Below are 17,841 nucleotides of genomic sequence, written 5' to 3'. Positions count from 1 at the left end.
GCTATCGGACGCGCCCGCGGCAGCGCCCCGGGAGGGGCGCGGGGCCGCGTTCGACACGCGGCTGCCGCCGCGATGGGGGTCCCCCCGCGTCCCCCCTCGCGAGCGAAGCCGAGAGTGGGGGAGCGACCAGCCACGACGGCGCCGCAGCCGTCAGACGGCACGGCGAGGCGCCGCCGGCGGAGCGCTCAGTCCCGCGCCAGCCCGAACCGCGCCCGCAGGCCCGAGCGCTCGTCGGTCGCCACCGCTGCCGCGCCCGCCGTCACCGTCTCGTAGACGGACATGATGTCCGCGCCCACGGTGGACCAGTCGAAGCGCCGTACGTGCACGCTGCCGCGGGCGCTCAGCCCGGCCCGGCGCTCCGGGTCCTTCAGGAGCCGTACCGCCGCTTCCGCCAGCGCGTCCGCGTCCTCGTTGGCGAAGAGCTCGCCCGCCGTGCCCTGGTCCAGGACCTGGGTGAAGGCGTCGAGGTCGGAGGCGAGCACCGGGGCACCCGCGGACAGGGCTTCCACCAGGATTATCCCGAAGCTCTCGCCGCCCGTGTTGGGTGCGACGTACAGGTCGAGGCTGCGCAGGAATCGGGCCTTGTCCTCGTCGCTGATCATGCCCAGGAACTCCACTCGGGAGCGCAGCTCGGCGGGGAGGGACTCGACCGCGGCCTCCTCGTCGCCCCGGCCGGCCACCAGGAGCCGGGTCTGCGGGCACTCGGCGAGGATCCTGGGCATCGCCTTCATCAGCACCGGGAGGCCCTTGCGGGGTTCGTCGATGCGGCCGATGAACCCGATCGTCCCGCCCGCCGGACTGCCACCGCCGCCCTCGGCCGCGCTTCGCGCCCCTGCCGACTGCCACTCGGGGCGCGGCTCCGCCCTGGCGAAGAAGTCGACGTCGACGCCGTTGGGGATCACGACCGCGTCCCCGCCGAGGTGCTCGACCAGCGTGCGGCGGGCGTACTCGCTCACCGCGATCCGGGCGCTGATCTTCTCCAGGGCGGCCTGGAGGATCGAGTACGCGGCGATCATCGCGCGGGAGCGGGGGTTGGAGGTGTGGAAGGTCGCCACCATCGGGCCCTGCGCCGCCCAGCAGGTCAGCAGGCCGAGGGAGGGCGAGGTCGGCTCGTGGATGTGGACCACGTCGAACGCGCCGTCGTGCAGCCAGCGGCGTACCCGAGCGGCGGACAGGAACCCGAAGTTGAGCCGGGCCACCGAGCCGTTGTAGGGCACCGGTACCGCACGGCCCGCCGAGACGACGTAGGGCGGCAGCGGGGTGTCGTCGTCGGCGGGGGCGAGGACGGAGACGTGGTGACCGAGGCCGATGAAGTACTGGGCGAGGTCGCGGATGTGGAACTGGACGCCGCCGGGGACGTCCCAGGAGTAGGGGCAGACGATGCCGATCCTCACGACGGTCCCTTCGCGGGGTCGAGGTCGGCGAGCCACAAGCGCTGGAGCATGTGCCAGTCCTCCGGATGGTCGGCGATCCCGGTGGCGAAGGCGTCGGCCAGCGCCTGTGTCATGACAGACGTCCGCGCGGCCTTGTCACCTGTCTCGGGTACCTCGATCGGGGCGTGCACCCGGCCCTTCATGACGGGGGTGTCGTCGTACCAGAGCGTGACGGGGAGCAGCTGGGCGCCGGTCTGCTGGGCCAGCAGGGCCGGACCGGCGGGCATCCGCGCGGTGTCGCCGAAGAAGCCGACCTCGACGCCGGAGGCGGACAGGTCGCGGTCGGCGACCAGGCAGACCAGGCCGCCGTCGCGCAGCCTGCGGGCCAGGGTGCCGAAGGCGGTGCCGCCGCTGTGCGGCAGGACCTCCATGCCGAGGCCCTCGCGGTAGGCGACGAAACGGTCGTAGAGGGTCTCGGGTCTGAGCCGCTCGGCGACCGTGGTGAACGGGGTCCGCAGCTCGGTGGTGACCCAGGCGCCGGCCAGGTCCCAGTTGGCCAGGTGCGGCAGCGCGAGGATCACACCGCGGCCGGAGGCGAGGCCGTCGGTGAGGTGGTGGAGGTCCTTGACGTCGAAACCGGTCCGGATCCGCTCCTCGCTCCAGGACGGCAGCCGGAAGGACTCCATCCAGTAGCGCAGGTACGAGCGCATGCCCGCGCGGGAGAGCTCGCGCAGCCGCTCGGGAGTCGCGTCGGGCAGCACGTGCGCGTAGTTGGATTCGAGCCGCTGGACACCCTTGCCGCGCTGTTTCCAGGCGAGGTCCGCGACGGAGGTGCCGAGGCGCACGGCGACCGGCTCGGGGAGCTTCTTGACGGTGCTCCAGCCGAGACCGTACAGAGCGTCGGTGAGTCGGTCGGCGGCGGTCACTGCGCGGCCTCGCTCCCGTGGGAGGCCTTCTCCCGCTCGGCCGCGGCCTCCGCCTCGGCGGACTCCCGGCGGACCGTGACGACCCGCTGGACGAGGGTGACCAGGCTGCCCACCGCGACGGCCCACAGGGCGATCGGCAGCAGGATCTGGATGCCCGGGACACCGAACTTGTGGAAGCCGGCCAGACCCGCGGCCACCAGCGAGATCACCAGGCGCTCGGCGCGCTCCACCAGACCGTTGACGGCCACCGGCAGCCCGATCGACTCGCCGCGCGCCTTGGTGTACGACACCACCTGGCCGCTGGCCAGGCAGAAGATGGAGACCGCGCACAGGACATCGTTGTTCCCGTTGCCCGCGTACCAGAGGGCGAAGCCGCCGAAGACGGCGCCGTCGGCGACCCGGTCCAGGGTGGAGTCCAGGAAGGCGCCCCAGCGGCTGGTGCGGCCCAGCTGGCGGGCCATGTTGCCGTCCACCAGGTCCGAGAACACGAACAGGGTGATCACGATCGTGCCCCAGAAGAACTCGCCCCGGGGGAAGAAGACCAGCGCGCCCGCGACCACCCCGGCCGTGCCGAGGAGCGTGACCGTGTCCGGGCTCACGCCCCGGCGGATGAGAAACGCGGCGAACGGTGTGAGGACACGCGTGAAGAATGCACGCGCGTACTTGTTCAGCATGGCCTTCCCGACGGTCGTTGCGCCGTGCGGCCCCTGCTGGCCACCCCGGCTGGCCCATCGTAGCCACGCGCGTGTGAGCGCGACGGACGGGCACTCACAGTCGGGACCGGCGGCGGGCCGGAAGCGTCCCGCGGGCGCGATCGCGTCCTTCGTATGGACGCGCCGTGACGGGAGTGGAAAGCTCGAATAACCGCGGGCGTCATCGCAGCCGCCACCGCACGCGGCCCGCCATGCTCGCCCGCGCCCACAGAGACCTCACCGTGCACGGGAGGCAGAACCATGGGCGACAAGGCCAAGGAACACCCCGGAGCCGCCGGCAGGGCAAGGGCGGCCGACCACCCCGCGTCTGTACGGAATGTGGTGCTGGTCGGCCACTCCGGATCGGGCAAGACCACCTTGGTGGAGGCTCTCGCGCTGACCGCGGGAGCGGTGAACCGGGCGGGCCGGGTGGAGGACGGCGCAACCGTCTCGGACTACGACGACATCGAGCACCGGCAGCAGCGCTCCGTACAGCTGTCGCTGGTACCGGTCGAGTGGAACGGAATCAAGATCAACATCCTGGACACCCCGGGATACGCCGACTTCGTCGGAGAGCTCAGGGCCGGTCTGCGCGCCGCGGACGCGGCCCTCTTCGTCGTCTCGGCCTCGGACGGGGTGGACGGCTCGACCCGGATGGTCTGGGAGGAGTGCGCGGCGGTCGGGATGCCGCGGGCGATCGTCGTCACGCACCTGGAGGCCGCCCGCGCGGACTTCCAGGAGATGACCCGGGTGTGCGCCGAGGCGTTCGGCGCCGACGACCCCGACGCCGTACTCCCCCTCTACCTGCCGCTGCACGGCCCGCAGGGCCCGGACGGGCACGCGCCCGTGACCGGGCTGGTCGGCCTGCTCACAGGGAAACTGTTCGACTACTCCACGGGGGAGCGCAAGGAGTCCGAGCCGGGACCCGACCAGCTGCCGGACATCGAGGAGGCCCGCAACCGGCTCATCGAGGGGATCATCTCGGAGAGCGAGGACGAGACGCTCATGGACCGCTATCTGGGCGGCGAGCAGATCGACGTCAAGACGCTGATCGAGGACCTGGAGCGGGCCGTGGCACGCGGCGCCTTCTTCCCGGTCCTGGCGGCCGCCCCGGCCGCCGACGGCGCCCGCCAGGGCCTCGGCACGGTCGAGCTCCTGGAGCTGGTCACCGGCGGCTTCCCGACCCCCTTCGAGCACCCCACGCCCGAGGTCACCACCATCGACGGCACACCGCGCGACATCAAGCCGTGCGACACCGGCGGCCCGCTGGTGGCCGAGGTGGTCAAGACCGCCTCCGACCCGTACGTCGGCCGGGTCTCGCTGGTCCGGGTCTTCTCCGGCACCCTGCGCCCCGACGAGACGGTCCATGTCTCCGGGCACGGACTCGCCGACCGCGGCCACGAGGACCACGACGTCGACGAGAAGATCGGCGCCCTGTCCACACCGTTCGGCAAACAGCAGCGCCCGGTCACCCACGTCATCGCCGGCGACCTCGCCTGCGTGGCGAAGCTCGGCCGGGCGGAGACCGGCGACACCCTCTCCGGCAAGGACGACCCGCTGCTCATGGAGCCGTGGCAGATGCCCGACCCGCTGCTGCCGCTCGCCATCGAGGCGCACAGCAAGGCCGACGAGGACAAGCTCTCGCAGGGCCTCGCCCGGCTGGTCGCCGAAGACCCCACCATGCGGCTCGAACAGAACCAGGACACCCACCAGGTGGTGCTGTGGTGCCTCGGCGAGGCGCACGCGGACGTCGCCCTGGAACGGCTGCGCAGCCGATACGGCGTCCAGGTCGACGTCGTACCGCACAAGGTGTCCCTCCGGGAGACGTTCGCCGAGAAGTCCGCCGGACGCGGCCGGCACGTCAAACAGTCCGGCGGACACGGGCAGTTCGCGATCTGCGAGATCGAGGTGGAACCCCTGCCTGGCGGCTCCGGCATCGAGTTCGTCGACAAGGTGGTCGGCGGCGCGGTGCCCCGGCAGTTCGTCCCGTCGGTGGAGAAGGGCATCCGGGCCCAGGCCGTCAAGGGGGTCGCCGCCGGCTACCAGCTGGTCGACGTGCGGGTCACGCTGCTCGACGGCAAGGCGCACTCGGTGGACTCCTCCGACGCCGCCTTCCAGACGGCCGGCGCGCTGGCGCTGCGGGAGGCCGCGGCGGACGCGAAGATCCATCTCCTCGAGCCGGTGGCCGAGGTGTCCGTGCTGGTCGGCGACGACTACGTGGGCGCCGTGATGAGCGACCTGTCCGGGCGGCGCGGCCGGGTGCTGGGCACCGAACAGACCAGCGGCGGACGCACCCTCGTCAAGGCCGAGGTACCGGAATTCGAGATCGGCCGGTACGCGGTCGACCTGCGCTCCCTCTCGCACGGCACGGCGCGGTTCAGCCGCTCGTACGCGCGGCACGAGCCGATGCCGCCGCAGATCGCCGAGAAGATCCGCGAACAGGCCAAAGAGGCCTCCTAGCCGGTCCGGCAGTGGAACCGCGGTGCGGAACAGGGGGCGCGACAGCCGGCAACGGGGGCGTTCGGCGGGCGGCTTCGGCCGTCCGCCGAACGCCTGTCGGTGGCTGGGGATACTCTGACTACTTGATCAACAGGTGTGCGGAGTACGGAAGTCGGGAAGGCCGCAGAAGCGGGATGGCGGCAAGTGGGGGCGGGAATGAGCTTCGAGGACTTCTTCGGGCCACAGGTGCCCAGGCCGGGCGGCGAGGCGCAGGCACCGACCTACGCCCTGGCGTCGGCGGCCTACCGGGACACGCCGATGGAGGAGATCAAGAAAGCCGACAACGAGTGGCACCAGTCCACGGTCAACGAGGGCCGCAAGTGGGCGAAGATATTCCGGCCCAACTTCGGTGAGGCGTACTCCCAGGCGGTCATCGACCGCATGCTGGGGGTCGGCCGCAAACCCCTGATCCAGTCCTTCGGCAGCGAACCGCAGGTGGTCGTCGAGCACTGCCTCGCGGCCAACCGCATCCGCCGGGAACGCGACCTGCGGCTCACCGCCGTCATGCTCCTGTGCGGCGTGCTCTTCCTGCCCGGTCTGCTGGTCTGGCTGGGGGTCTTCCAGCTCCGGGCCACCATGCTGAAGGCCGACAACAAGCGGGTCTCCGGGCTCGGCAGCGCCCTGCTGGCCGCCGTCGGCGTCCTCGCGGTCGTCTTCCTGATCCGGATGCCGCTCACCGGCTTCTGGGGATGGTACGCGCGCGGCTGCATCGTGCTTCCGGCCGTCGGCTGGTACCTGGCCAAGCGGCTGTGCGAGCGCACCGCGAGAGACCTGCGCGCGGCCTGGGACGGCCTGCTGTCCGGCGGCAGCGTCGGCGCCAAGGTCCCGGAGGCGGTGCCGACCAGCCCCGACCAGGCCGCCGCCGAGCAACTGCGCCAGTCCCTGGCCCGGCTCAGCGCCGAGCAGCAGTCCAACTCGGTCTTCTACGCCGGTCCCAAGGGCATACTCGGCATGGGCACCCGGTGGGGCTCCTGGCACCTCGCCGAGGAGCTGGTCCCGCTCGATCCGGTCAAAGGCGTCCACGAGTTCCGTGCCTGGACGGTCGTCCGGGAGATCGAGAAGGAGCTGAGCGTGCTGCACCGGCAGCACCTGAAGACCGGCGGCTTCCCGCCACCGCAGGTCAAGCACTGGATCGTCACCCATGTCGGAGAGGGCGCCAAGGCGGTGCCCAGGCCCGAGGGGGCCGACTACCGGGTGGGCCCCTCGGACGTGGAGCGGATCTGCAACGACAACCACTTCGACAAGGGCGAACGGCACTACCTGGGCGTGCAGTGGCCCCACCTGTGGAACGGCGACCTGATCATCACGATGATGACCACCGTCACCGTGCTGAAGGAGACCTTGCGGATCGAGGTCACCGGACACGCCCTCGGACCGGTCAACGGCCTGTTCGGCGGCAAGCCCGAGGCCCCCACCAAGACGGTAGCCAAGACCGTCAGGTTCTGGGAGACCCGGACCGTCAAGCTGCCCCTGGTGACGCCGGACGAGGTGGTCCGGCTGGGCGCGCGAGCGGTGATCAGCTGGTATCCGCCGCTGCTGAAGTGGCTGGGCGGTTCCATAGGCCTGCCCGAGCCGTTCGGCCTCCGGCACGCCTGGGCTGACCAGCCCTGGAAGCACCGCTTCATGGCCGACGACGCGCTGCGCGCGGCCACGCCGGTGCTCCGGGCGGTGCACCGGGCCGCGTTCACCGTGCTCAAGGAGCACGACGTCAACATGGACAAGTTCAACGCGCGGGCGGGAGCGCTCAGCGGGTCGGTCCAGGACGCGGCGCCGAAGAAGGCCGACACCTACGACGCGTGACAGCGGCGGTTCCCCTCCCCGTGTTCCGGGGACCCGTCTTCCGGGGAGGGAAACCGTCGGGCCTACACCGCCGGCCAGGCCTCGGCCAGCATCTTGCGGGTGTCCGCCAGCAGCTGCGGCAGCACCCGGGTGTGGCCCACCACCGGCATGAAGTTCGTGTCGCCGCCCCAGCGCGGGACGATGTGCTGGTGCAGGTGGGCCGCGATACCGGCACCCGCCACCGAGCCCTGGTTCATGCCGATGTTGAAGCCCTGGGCACCCGAGGCCGTGCGCAGCGCGGTCATCGCCTGCTTGGTCAGCTCGGCCAGTTCGGCCGTCTCCGGGCCGGTGAGGTCCGTGTAGTCGGCGACATGGCGGTACGGGACGGTCATCAGGTGGCCGCCGTTGTACGGGTAGAGGTTGAGCACCGCGTAGACGTGCTCGCCGCGCCTGACGACGAGCCCGTCCTCGTCGGACTTGGCCGGGATCGAGCAGAAGGGACAGCCGTCGTCGGCCCCCGGACCGGTCGGCTTGTTCTCACCCTGGATGTAGGCCATCCGGTGGGGTGTCCACAGGCGCTGGAACGCGTCCTGCGTCCCCACTCCGATCTGCTGCTCCGGCTCACTCGTCATGCCAAGCAGCATATGGCTTCGCCCGTTCGCGGCGTGTCGCCGGGGCCGGGGCAAAGCGGTCGGCGGCGAAGCTGGGCGGATGGACGACGACAGCCGGCTGACTCGCTGGGAGCGAGTGGCCGAGATCCCGCTCGGCACCGCCTCGCTGGTCTTCCTGGGCGCGTACGCGGTGCATGTACTGGTGCCCGGCCTGGCACCGTCCGTGCACGCCGTCCTCCTGTCACTGACCTACAGCGCCTGGGCACTGTTCGCCTTCGACTTCGCGGTGCGCTGGCGGCTCAGCCATGAAGGACCGGGGTTCGTACGGCGGCACTGGCTGGACGCCGTCGTCCTGCTGCTGCCCCTGCTGCGGCCGTTGCAGATCGTGCGGACCTACGAGGCGCTGCAGCGCCGGAAGAGCAAGCAGCCCCGGCTCGCGCTGCACGCGCGAGTGGCGCTCTACTCGGGGTTGTCGATCGCACTGCTGGGATTCGCGGGCGCGCTCGTCGTCTACCAGGCCGAACACTCGGCCCCCCACGCCACGATCCGCACCTTCGGCGAATCCGTCTGGTGGACCTGCGAAACCCTCGCCACCGTCGGTTACGGCGACTTCGTCCCGGTGACCACCGAGGGCCGTGTCGTCGCGGTGGGACTGATGGCCTGCAGTCTGGCACTGCTGGGGACGGTCACGGGATCGTTCTCGAGCATGCTGCTGCAGCGGTTCGCACTGGGCGAGGACGAGAAGAAGCCCCCGGAGAAGGGACCGTGATCTCCGAGGGCTCCTTCGAAGCCGAGCGGGGTCAGACCTGGGTCCGCTCCTCGACCACCTTCACGATCTTGGCGATGGCCTCGTCGAACGGGATGCCGTTCTCCTGCGAGCCGTCGCGGTAGCGGAAGGAGACCGAACCGGCCGCCATGTCCTCGTCGCCCGCGATGACCATGAAGGGCACCTTCTGCTTCTGGGCGTTGCGGATCTTCTTCTGCATGCGGTCGGAGGACGCGTCCACCTCGACCCGCAGGCCCTTCTTCTTCGCCTCGGCGGCGAACTTCTGCAGGTACTCGACGTGCCCGTCACCGATCGGGATGCCCACCGCCTGGACCGGGGCCAGCCAGGCCGGGAAGGCGCCCGCGTAGTGCTCCAGGAGCACCGCGAAGAACCGCTCGATGGAGCCGAACAGGGCACGGTGGATCATCACCGGGCGCTGCTTGGTGCCGTCGGCGGCGGTGTACTCCAGGTCGAAGCGCTCGGGCAGGTTGAAGTCGAGCTGGACGGTCGACATCTGCCAGGTGCGGCCGATGGCGTCCTTGGTCTGCACGGAGATCTTCGGGCCGTAGAAGGCGGCGCCGCCCGGGTCGGGGACCAGCGGCAGGCCCTGCTTCTCGGCGACCGCGCGCAGCGTGTCGGTCGCCTCCTCCCAGACCTCGTCGGAGCCGACGAACTTCTCCGGGTCCTTGGTGGACAGCTCCAGGTAGAAGTCGTTGAGGCCGTAGTCGCGCAGCAGGTTCAGGACGAAGGTGAGCGTCTTGTCGAGCTCGTCCGCCATCTGCTCCTTGGTGCAGTAGATGTGCGCGTCGTCCTGGGTGAAGCCGCGGGCCCGGGTGAGGCCGTGCACGACGCCCGACTTCTCGTACCGGTACACGGTCCCGAACTCGAAGAGCCGCAGCGGCAGTTCACGGTAGGAACGGCCACGCGCGTCGAAGATCAGGTTGTGCATCGGGCAGTTCATGGGCTTGAGGTAGTAGTCCACGCCCTCGTCGAGCTGCATGGGCGGGTACATGCCGTCGGCGTACCAGTCCAGGTGGCCGGACGTCTCGAAGAGCTTCCCCTTCGTGGCGTGCGGGGTGTAGACGAACTCGTAGCCCTCCTCCTCGTGCCGGCGGCGCGAGTAGTCCTCCATCACGCGGCGGACGATGCCGCCCTTGGGGTGGAAGACGGCGAGGCCGGAGCCGATCTGCTCCGGGATGGAGAACAGGTCCAGCTCGCTGCCCAGCTTGCGGTGGTCGCGCTTCTCGGCCTCGGCGAGGAAGTCCAGGTACTCCTTCAGCTCGTCCTTGGACGGCCAGGCGGTGCCGTAGATGCGCTGGAGCATCGGGTTCTTCTCGCTGCCGCGCCAGTAGGCGGCCGCGTTGCGCATCAGCTTGAACGCCGGGATGAGACGGGTCGACGGCAGGTGGGGACCGCGGCAGAGGTCCTTCCAGCACAGCTCGCCGGTCTTGGCGTCCAGGTTGTCGTAGATCGTCAGCTCACCGGCGCCGACCTCCACGTCCGCGCCGTCGTCGCTCGACGCCGAGCCCTTGAGGCCGATCAGCTCCAGCTTGTACGGCTCGGAGGCCAGCTCCTCGCGGGCCGCCCCGTCGGTCACCACACGGCGCGAGAACCGCTGGCCGCGCTTCTGGATCTCCTGCATCTTCTTCTCGACGGCCTTGAGATCCTCGGGCGTGAACGGCTTCGCCACGTCGAAGTCGTAGTAGAAGCCGTCCTTGACCGGCGGGCCGATGCCCAGCTTGGCCTCGGGGAAGATCTCCTGGACGGCCTGGGCCATGACGTGCGCGGTGGAGTGGCGCAGGATGTTGAGGCCGTCCTCCGAGGAGATCTCGACGCCCTCGACGGTCTCGCCGTCCTTCACCTCGTACGCGAGGTCCTTGAGCTCTCCGGCCACCCGGGCGGCGATGATCGAGCGCTCGCCGGCGAAGAGCTCGGCGGCCGTAGTGCCCGTCGTCACCACGCGCTCTTCCCGCTCGGAATCGCGTTGGATGATCACACGGACGTCTGACACCGGTCTCTCCTGACTGAAGGTGGATGCGGCGCCATACCAGGAGCGCGCGCAATACCGGATCGTACCGACCCGGCCCCACCGACTGCGAAACGGTTACCGACAGTGCGGGGTCAGTCGCGCTCGTCCCCGTCGCACGCCTCCTCGAAGAAGGCCCCCCTTTCGGCGTGCTCCTGGATCGACTTCAGCAGCCGGTCCCGGTCGGACTCGTCCACCTGCACCGGTACGACGCCGGAGGCGCTGGACAGCCGCCGGAAGCCGCCCCGGCTCTCCAGCCGCCCGTGCACCCGCACCGGGAGCCCCACGAGGTGGGCCTGCCCGGCGATCCGGTAGTCCTCCTCGTCGAGCGTGACGCGGAGGTAGGGCACCTCGGCGCCGGCGATCACCCGCAGCCGTACCGCGCCCTCGCCGCGCGGCTCCGAGCGGCGCATCCGCACCACGGCGCCGGTGACCCGGACCGCGACCGAGGGTTCGTCGCGCAGATAGCGGGCGCCGGCCTCGCGCAGCACGGGCAGGTCCCCGGGCGAGAACTCGACGGGCTCGGTGGTCGACGCGCAGTCGTCGGGAACCCCGGCGCCCGGTGCCCACTCGACGGACATCCGGGCGCCCTCCGTCCCGCGTACGAGCAAGACGAGGGCGTCGGTCAGTTCCCGGCTGACGCCCGCCTCGACGGCTCCGTCGAAGGCGTCCATGCCGCCGGTGGCCCGCTGGTAGTCGATGGCCTCGCGGGCGGCGTACAGGGCCTGGTGGAGGCGTAGGGCGAGGGGCCGGCCGGTGCCGACGGGCACGAAGGCGGTCAGGCCGCGACCGCCCTCCGCCGAGCCGACGAGGACGGACTCCAGCATGGCGGCGGCCGCGCGCTTGTGCCGGGCGCCGTAGTAACCCGCACGCGCGCGGGTGGCGAGCGCGCCGGCCAGCAGGGTCTGCCGGGCCGCGGTGCGCAGCTGCTCCTCGGCCGTCCAGGACGCGGCGTCCGCCGGCCCGCTGGGCACGTCCCGCCACCAGCGGATCTCGTCGCTGGGCACGGCGAGCCCCACCAGCACCTCGCGCGCGGCGGGTGTGCCGAGGCGCGCGAGAGCGGTGAGCGCCTCCCCGAGCAGATCGTCACTGTCCGGGAAGGCGCGGCTCTCGGGTACCAGCAGGCTGGTGCCGGTGCTGCCCGGCCCGGGTGGGGTCCAGCGGCCGTAGCGTCCCGGGGCTCCCCCGCGCCGCTGCCAGCCGTGCCGGCGCAGCAGTGCGCCGAGCACGGCGGGGTCTACGTCGGCGGGCTCGGGCGGACGGTTCCAGTGCGGGTCGTCCGGATGCGGCCGGACCTCCCGCAGCTGCTCCTCGTACGGACGGCGCCTCATGGTCTGCCTCCCGTCCCGACCCGCGTCATGATCTCGCACAGCGCCCGGTCGTCGAAGATGCGCGAGGTCGGGACCCGCACGGTGGTCCGGTGCCGGCCGGTGATCGGGTGCCCTGCCAGGTTGACCCAGTAGCAGCAGTGGCGCAGATCGAGCCGGTCGTGGCTGGCGCGCAGCCAGTCGTCCTGGGAGCGCGGTACCAGCATCACCACCAGGATCTTGTGCACCGACACCGGTGTGCGGGCGAGCTTGCGCAGGTGGTCGTTGTCCAGCGTGAAGGAGAAGAAACGTCCCGGGGGGTTCGGTGCGATCTGGTAGGTGCACTTGAGCTGCACCTTTATCGTCACCTCGTCGTCGACGGTGTGACCGGGTGAGCCGTGGCTGACGTGCCAGTCGATGCCGTTGTCCGGGAACGGCTGCGACAGCGAGCAGCCGGCCGCCGCCGCGACGGCGTGCAGATAGCCCACCTGCAGTGTCTCCATGCAGGCGGTGGTGGCGAGTGTGCCGCGATGAGGGCCCGTACGTTCGGGCAGCAGCCCGCCCCGTTCGGGCTGCGCTATCGCCATGACCAACAGCCTTCCCAACCGGCAGTTTCCCCGTGGCGGGCCGCTGAACTGCAAAGACCCGCACTCCTGTTGTGTCCTTCCGGCGTACGCCGCAAACGGCCCGGGTATCACCAAACGGGCAGAAGACGGAACGTCACCTGCCATAGGTGAACAAGGAGTTGTATGGGCATGACGTGCTGGTACGAGGGGCCCTTGGCGGCCTTCGACACGGAGACCACGGGCGTGGACGTGGAGACCGATCGCATCGTGTCCGCCGCGGTCGTCGTCCAGGACGCCCCGGGCACCCGCCCCCGGGTGACCCGCTGGCTGGTCAACCCGGGCGTGCCGGTGCCGGAATCGGCGACGGCGGTGCACGGGCTGACGGAAGAACACCTGCAGCGCAACGGCCGCTGGCCGGCGCCGGTGATGTACGAGATAGCCGAGGAACTGGCCGAGCACGCGGCGCTGCACCGCCCGCTGGTGGTGATGAACGCGCCGTTCGATCTGACCCTGCTGGACCGCGAGTTGCGCCGTCACCGGGCGTCCTCGCTGGACCGCTGGTTCGAGGCGAGCCCTCTGCTCGTCCTCGATCCCCGGGTCCTGGACAAGCATCTGGACCGCTACCGCAAGGGTCGCCGCACCCTGACCGACCTGTGCGCGCACTACGAGGTCACGCTCGAAGGCGCTCACGACGCGGGCGCGGACGCGCTCGCCTCGCTGGAGGTGGTACGGGCGCTGGGCCGCCGGTTCGCTCCCCGCCTGGAGCGCCTGACCCCGGCCGAGCTGCACAGCCTGCAGACCACCTGGCACGCGGCACAGGCGCGTGGCCTCCAGGCGTGGTTCACCCGCAGCGGCACCGCGGAGACGGTGAACACGTACTGGCCACTGCGGCCGGAACTGCCCACGGCGGCGTGAGGGGCGGGGCGCCGACACCGCGCAAAAGGCCGGTCTGCACAGGCAGACCGGCCTCCCGGTGGTGGGCGATACGGCTCCCCTCTGGAACACGAAGGCCCAGCTCCAGGCCCTCCGGCACCTTGTTGCCACGCTTCCCCGGGCGGACGTGCCGCCGGTGGAGCGGGAACCCCGACCCACCCCACGCACAGCCAAGCAGCTTCGGGGGAAGCGGCTCAAAGAGCTTGTTGCCGCGTACGAGGCCGGTGGCACGCTCCGAAAGCTTGCTGATCAGTTCGGGGTGACACCCCAGACGGTGAGCAACCTCCTCAAGCGCCAGGGCATCACCCCTCGGTGGCGTCGCCTCACCGAAGCGGACGTTGACGAGGCTGAGCGACTGTACGCCCAAGGCTTGTCACTGGAACGTGTTGGCGATCGCCTGGGCGTTACTGGCTGCGCGGTGCGCTACCGACTCAAGAAGCGCGGCGTACGAATGCGTGACCCGCACGAGCGAGGGTAGTCACGAACTTCGCCATTCACATCTGCCCCATCTATCGCCACTTCACAGATGGGGCTGGTTTTTCCTTTTCCAATATGGACGGGATCTTACGCTCGGCGAGCTATAACTAACAGCACCAACCACTAAACGGAAGGAACTTCGAATGAGTGAACAACAACCAGATATGCAACCACAGGTTTCAGCGGCGGCGGAAGAAGAACGCAAGCCGGTCGTCTTCGCCGTACGCATTGATCCAGTTCTACGAGAACAGATTGAGGGGCTACGCGGCATAACCGAGCAGAGTGTCAATGACGTCGGTGTCGAAGCCATCAACGACTGGGTTACGAAGACGCTTGCCGATGAGGCCATCCAAGAGAAAGCTATGGCCGAGTTAGACGCCGAGGAGAAACGGCTCCAGGAGCGGCGGGCTGCTATTGCAGGCATCCTCGGACAGCAGGCCACGGGAGCGGAAGCTACAAGCGAGGCCGCTCCCGAAGCAGGTGCTGCGAGCCGAGGTGGTCGACGAGGGAGACAAAGCTAGCGGCACTTACAACCTTGGCTGGCGCTCACGATGATCATAGAGGGAGAACGCAAACGCGCTCTCCCTCTCGGCTTATGACAACCTACTGAGGCCACGCATGTCGTAGGGTGCCGTGCATGGCGTCGTAGTAAAGCACCTGCAAGACTGTGCCGTAAGTAATAGCAAGTGGGTAAGAGCCAACATCGACGTTGGGGCCTTCGCGGCTTGAAGGCGAACCGCCGAGACCGTCTAGGTTTTCGAAATGCCAACCGTTGGAATCCGTCCAGGCATGGCGCAACTCATGCCACTGACTGTCGTAGTACAGAACTTCGAGTGAGGAACCGCTCATAGTAGCGCTAGAGTACAGGCCCACATTGAACTGATCTGGCCCAACTGAACCGGTGCCGTCCAAGTTCTCAAAGTGCCAGCCAGTAGAATCACTCCAGTCGTGGCGTAATCCTCCGGCTGAAGCGTCATAGCTAAATACCTGTATGGTCGAGCCAGCTATAGTTACCGATGGGTTTTGACCTATCGCATCGTGGTTGCCGGAGATCGTGCCGAGGTTCCCGCCATCCAAGTTCTCAAAGTGCCAACCTAGTGAATCGGCCCAGGTATGTCGTAGAAGTTGGTTGGTCGAGCCGTAGTAGAACAGCTGGAGGTTCCCGCTGGCGTCAATTGTGCTGGCCAGCGAAATGCCTGGGTTTGCAAGGTAGTTGCCAGCCTGGCCAGCTACAGAGCCACTATCCCCATCTAGGTTCTCGAAATGCCAGCCGTTCGTGTCTGCCCAAGTGTGGCGCAGGTTGCCATTGGCCAGGTTCGGATAGAACAGCTGGAGGCTTGTGCCGTAGACGACTGCCGTGGAGGCCACGCCCATATTCCCGGCAGAGTCGAGTGTTTCGAAGTGCCAGCCGTTGGCATCCGTCCAGGCATGGCGCAAGGAATTGGCCGTCAAATCATAGTAGAAAACTTGAAGATAGCCGTTATACACAGTCACCGATGGAGACTTACCAACCGCATCGGCAGTCCGACCATTTGATCCACCCGCACCATCGAGATGCTCAAAATGCCAGCCGTTCGGGTCGTTCCACGCATGCATAAGATATCCATGTGACTGGTCATAGTAGAAGGTTTGCAGGGTACCGTTGTAGTTCACTGCCGCCGGATTCAGGCCGAGCGTGCCAGGGTCTTGACCAACTGAACTGCTTCCACCATCCAGGTTCTCAAAGTTCCATGAGAGGGGAGATGTGGGCGCTGGTGGGTTAGCTACGGCCGCAGGATGATGTATGACCGCCTGTATTGAGTACCCGGCCCAACCGGCCATACTGAGATGGGCATTCTTATTATCAAGAGACCCACTACTTATAGAGGCTGAGCTGTCAGCGTTGATTGTGTTTTGGTTAATTATTCCGACACTACTGGCCCCGACAGTATTTATGATCGCCGCATGACCGAAGCCGCCATCATCTAGCGTAATGACATCGCCTGAGTTCAGGTTAGAGATTGCTCCATTGTCCTCCTTGACCAGACCGGATGGCACACTATTCACCAATGTGTTGCCGTTGCCGTACCAAGTCGAACTCGTCCATCCTTTCGTTAGGTAAAGGCGATTGACCATCTCGACACATTGCCACTTAGTGCCCGACAATACGCTGTTGACATAGTTATTCCCCCAGCCATTTGACGAGCTATTGCCGTTGGAGTACACATCGACTCCACTGCCTCCCAACCACTCTGTGCCAGCCACCTCAACAGTACCGGCATTATCCGTGCGGGTATTTGAACGACTGGCATGAGCGACTGGTTGGTCAACGTACGCTGTTACGGAAAACGCGGCTAACACAGTAACCGCAAACACAAATAGGTTCGCTCGCCTTAAAACTAATTTGACACTGGACATCTTAACCTTTCTTTCCTGATTACGTGAGACTGGGAATGCGTTTATCGAAACCTAGTTAACGGTTCCGCTCGCCGGAGTCATACTTTTTACTGCTGTGCCAAATGCTGAATCGACCCCATGGAGGAGAGTCTGAGTGCCACACGACTTGTTCTTCCAGGGAATGTATACATAGTAGTAATTCCCCACCAGAGAACCGCCGGGATATTTCTCCGTATATAACTGGCCGGTTACTGGGTCTGTATCAGTGGGCATAACTCTAATGAGAGCACCGGCCGGGCCACCTTCTCCAGTCGAGTTGAAATGCGCAGCATCACATCCCTTACTACTTAATGAGGCGAGACTAATCCATATGGTATTAGGTTGGCCAGTCCTGGGATCATACGTACTAGAGCTAGCGACATAGTAAGCATCACTAACTGTGGCTGGAAGGGGAACCTGCACACCCCACTCCTTTACGGAAAGGTGTTGCTGTGCTTGTTGAGCCTGATCAGGGTTACCAGCTGAAGCGTTTTGCGCACTAGCGCTGCTATGCAATATTACCCCAATGGTAACAATCCCAACCGCCATAACAGTAGCTGCCCCAAGAAGAGTCTTCGTGTGCATATTAGGGAACAGTCCCCTTAAGGGTTGGTGTAGTTTCATATCTCATCATCCTCTACTTATTGCGCCGAATTATAAAGAAATCCCCCACTAATGCAATAGACAAAATGCGAATATGTACCGCTCGACCTCCGGCTGTACCGGTAAAGACTTGTGTAATGCCGCAAGATTCGTTAATGTTAACTCAGAAAGTAATCAGGACAACACCTATGGATCACAAACGGCCCTCTGGCGGCTTCGCCATTATCGGAATCATTGCAATCATTGCAGTAGTCACATTTGCGAGTCTTGGCGGTTGGTATGTTTACCGTCGAAGTCACAACGGCAATAAGAGCAACACTCCGGTCAGCTCATCCACCAAGGGCGCAGTAAAACAAGGACCCGCTAGCGGGAATACAGGAACACCTCAACAGAACGTGGACAAGTATTTAGATGTAAAAGAGTTGGGGATCAAGTTTAAGCTGACCGACCCCATTAAGGACGCGTACTACGAAGTTAAGGATTCAGCCAAGAACGGCAAGCCGGTCATAGCCCTCTATTTGCACTCGCTCGACGCTTATCCTCACTGCGCGCCAGCCAATGACCCGGACGGATTCGCATCCCTTATGACGTTCGCCCCCGGAGCACAAGATCCAGTGAACGGAGACTTCGAGAGCACATACCCAGGCGCACCGCTTATCAACGGCCTCCGTTATTACATTGCCCCGGCGCAATATGACTGCACCGGCGGTGCCGTGAACGTCGCTCCCATGCGAGACGCGTTTAACGCCGCGTACAAAACCATTGTAACGGACTAATGTCCCCTATCTTGCAACCTTCCGCGGGCGCAGTTGGCCACATTTCGACGCATCATCCCTCCGCGCTTCTTGTGCTGTATCAGCGATAACCT

At 66.9% G+C, this 17,841-nt stretch carries 13 protein-coding genes and 1 pseudogene; 6 read left to right on the top strand and 8 right to left on the bottom strand.

From position 1 onward, the window contains the following. Nucleotides 1-185 precede the first annotated feature (185 nt). The 3 genes and pseudogenes from LQ326_RS01870 to pgsA all read right to left on the bottom strand — a co-directional run bounded on the left by LQ326_RS01870 (nucleotide 186) and on the right by pgsA (nucleotide 3,031). Nucleotides 186-1,394: a glycosyltransferase family 4 protein gene (locus LQ326_RS01870; protein ID WP_234531699.1), complete on the bottom strand. Its 1,209-nt coding sequence runs from the start codon at nucleotides 1,392-1,394 to the stop codon at nucleotides 186-188. Next, complete coding sequence (locus tag LQ326_RS01865; protein WP_234531697.1) at nucleotides 1,391-2,299, bottom strand: phosphatidylinositol mannoside acyltransferase; 909 nt, start codon at nucleotides 2,297-2,299, stop codon at nucleotides 1,391-1,393. Before LQ326_RS01865 ends, LQ326_RS01870 begins: the two co-directional genes overlap by 4 nt. Then, a pseudogene (gene pgsA / locus LQ326_RS01860) lies at nucleotides 2,296-3,031 on the bottom strand (phosphatidylinositol phosphate synthase). The gene LQ326_RS01865 and the pseudogene pgsA overlap by 4 nt, the downstream one beginning before the upstream one ends. Nucleotides 3,032-3,252: 221 nt before the next feature. Here pgsA and LQ326_RS01855 point away from each other — a divergent pair. After that, nucleotides 3,253-5,451 (top strand): elongation factor G-like protein EF-G2, encoded by a 2,199-nt coding sequence (locus tag LQ326_RS01855; RefSeq protein WP_234531695.1) that lies wholly within the window; start codon nucleotides 3,253-3,255, stop codon nucleotides 5,449-5,451. 195 nt (nucleotides 5,452-5,646) lie between these two features. Continuing rightward, complete coding sequence (locus tag LQ326_RS01850; protein WP_234531693.1) at nucleotides 5,647-7,290, top strand: AbeC-like domain-containing protein; 1,644 nt, start codon at nucleotides 5,647-5,649, stop codon at nucleotides 7,288-7,290. Nucleotides 7,291-7,352: 62 nt separating this feature from the next. Here LQ326_RS01850 and LQ326_RS01845 read toward each other — a convergent pair whose 3' ends face one another. Continuing rightward, nucleotides 7,353-7,913 (bottom strand): HIT family protein, encoded by a 561-nt coding sequence (locus LQ326_RS01845; protein WP_181801780.1) that lies wholly within the window; start codon nucleotides 7,911-7,913, stop codon nucleotides 7,353-7,355. A gap of 67 nt (nucleotides 7,914-7,980) precedes the next feature. Here LQ326_RS01845 and LQ326_RS01840 point away from each other — a divergent pair, with 67 nt between their 5' ends. Beyond that, nucleotides 7,981-8,649, top strand: coding sequence for a potassium channel family protein (locus LQ326_RS01840; RefSeq protein ID WP_234531692.1), 669 nt, complete (start codon nucleotides 7,981-7,983; stop codon nucleotides 8,647-8,649). A 31-nt stretch (nucleotides 8,650-8,680) separates the two neighbouring features. Here LQ326_RS01840 and thrS read toward each other — a convergent pair whose 3' ends face one another. From thrS to LQ326_RS01825, 3 genes are all read right to left on the bottom strand, one after another. After that, on the bottom strand, nucleotides 8,681-10,657 hold the full coding sequence (gene thrS, locus LQ326_RS01835; protein WP_234531691.1) for a threonine--tRNA ligase: 1,977 nt from the start codon (nucleotides 10,655-10,657) through the stop codon (nucleotides 8,681-8,683). A 110-nt stretch (nucleotides 10,658-10,767) separates the two neighbouring features. Beyond that, a complete protein-coding gene (locus LQ326_RS01830) occupies nucleotides 10,768-12,003 on the bottom strand; it encodes a hypothetical protein (protein ID WP_234531690.1) in 1,236 nt (411 codons plus the stop codon). Further along, nucleotides 12,000-12,566 (bottom strand): DUF4365 domain-containing protein, encoded by a 567-nt coding sequence (locus LQ326_RS01825; RefSeq protein WP_093505297.1) that lies wholly within the window; start codon nucleotides 12,564-12,566, stop codon nucleotides 12,000-12,002. Before LQ326_RS01825 ends, LQ326_RS01830 begins: the two co-directional genes overlap by 4 nt. 168 nt (nucleotides 12,567-12,734) lie before the next feature. Between LQ326_RS01825 and LQ326_RS01820 the strand changes: the two genes are divergently transcribed. Beyond that, a complete protein-coding gene (locus tag LQ326_RS01820) occupies nucleotides 12,735-13,460 on the top strand; it encodes a 3'-5' exonuclease (RefSeq protein ID WP_234531689.1) in 726 nt (241 codons plus the stop codon). A gap of 638 nt (nucleotides 13,461-14,098) precedes the next feature. After that, on the top strand, nucleotides 14,099-14,476 hold the full coding sequence (locus tag LQ326_RS01815) for a hypothetical protein (RefSeq protein ID WP_234531688.1): 378 nt from the start codon (nucleotides 14,099-14,101) through the stop codon (nucleotides 14,474-14,476). Nucleotides 14,477-14,558: 82 nt separating this feature from the next. Here the strand turns inward: LQ326_RS01815 and LQ326_RS01810 are convergent, their stop codons facing one another. Beyond that, on the bottom strand, nucleotides 14,559-16,352 hold the full coding sequence (locus tag LQ326_RS01810; RefSeq protein WP_234531687.1) for a PLL family lectin: 1,794 nt from the start codon (nucleotides 16,350-16,352) through the stop codon (nucleotides 14,559-14,561). An 809-nt stretch (nucleotides 16,353-17,161) separates the two neighbouring features. Between LQ326_RS01810 and LQ326_RS01805 the strand changes: the two genes are divergently transcribed. Next, complete coding sequence (locus tag LQ326_RS01805; protein ID WP_234531686.1) at nucleotides 17,162-17,749, top strand: hypothetical protein; 588 nt, start codon at nucleotides 17,162-17,164, stop codon at nucleotides 17,747-17,749. Nucleotides 17,750-17,841 lie beyond the last annotated feature (92 nt).

This window comes from Streptomyces shenzhenensis (genome assembly GCF_021462265.1).
Classification (GTDB): Bacteria; Actinomycetota; Actinomycetes; order Streptomycetales; family Streptomycetaceae; genus Streptomyces; species Streptomyces shenzhenensis.
This window is presented reverse-complemented; position numbering and strand designations above follow the sequence as displayed.

Excerpts from the sequence above, each read along its gene's own strand:
- LQ326_RS01810 (WP_234531687.1), bottom strand. The coding sequence starts at position 16,352 with ATGTCCAGTGTCAAATTAGTTTTAAGGCGAGCGAACCTATTTGTGTTT.
- LQ326_RS01850 (WP_234531693.1), top strand. The coding sequence starts at position 5,647 with ATGAGCTTCGAGGACTTCTTCGGGCCACAGGTGCCCAGGCCGGGCGGC.
- LQ326_RS01840 (WP_234531692.1), top strand. The coding sequence starts at position 7,981 with ATGGACGACGACAGCCGGCTGACTCGCTGGGAGCGAGTGGCCGAGATC.
- LQ326_RS01820 (WP_234531689.1), top strand. The coding sequence starts at position 12,735 with ATGACGTGCTGGTACGAGGGGCCCTTGGCGGCCTTCGACACGGAGACC.
- LQ326_RS01815 (WP_234531688.1), top strand. The coding sequence starts at position 14,099 with ATGAGTGAACAACAACCAGATATGCAACCACAGGTTTCAGCGGCGGCG.
- LQ326_RS01830 (WP_234531690.1), bottom strand. The coding sequence starts at position 12,003 with ATGAGGCGCCGTCCGTACGAGGAGCAGCTGCGGGAGGTCCGGCCGCAT.
- LQ326_RS01855 (WP_234531695.1), top strand. The coding sequence starts at position 3,253 with ATGGGCGACAAGGCCAAGGAACACCCCGGAGCCGCCGGCAGGGCAAGG.
- LQ326_RS01825 (WP_093505297.1), bottom strand. The coding sequence starts at position 12,566 with ATGGCGATAGCGCAGCCCGAACGGGGCGGGCTGCTGCCCGAACGTACG.
- LQ326_RS01845 (WP_181801780.1), bottom strand. The coding sequence starts at position 7,913 with ATGCTGCTTGGCATGACGAGTGAGCCGGAGCAGCAGATCGGAGTGGGG.
- LQ326_RS01805 (WP_234531686.1), top strand. The coding sequence starts at position 17,162 with ATGGATCACAAACGGCCCTCTGGCGGCTTCGCCATTATCGGAATCATT.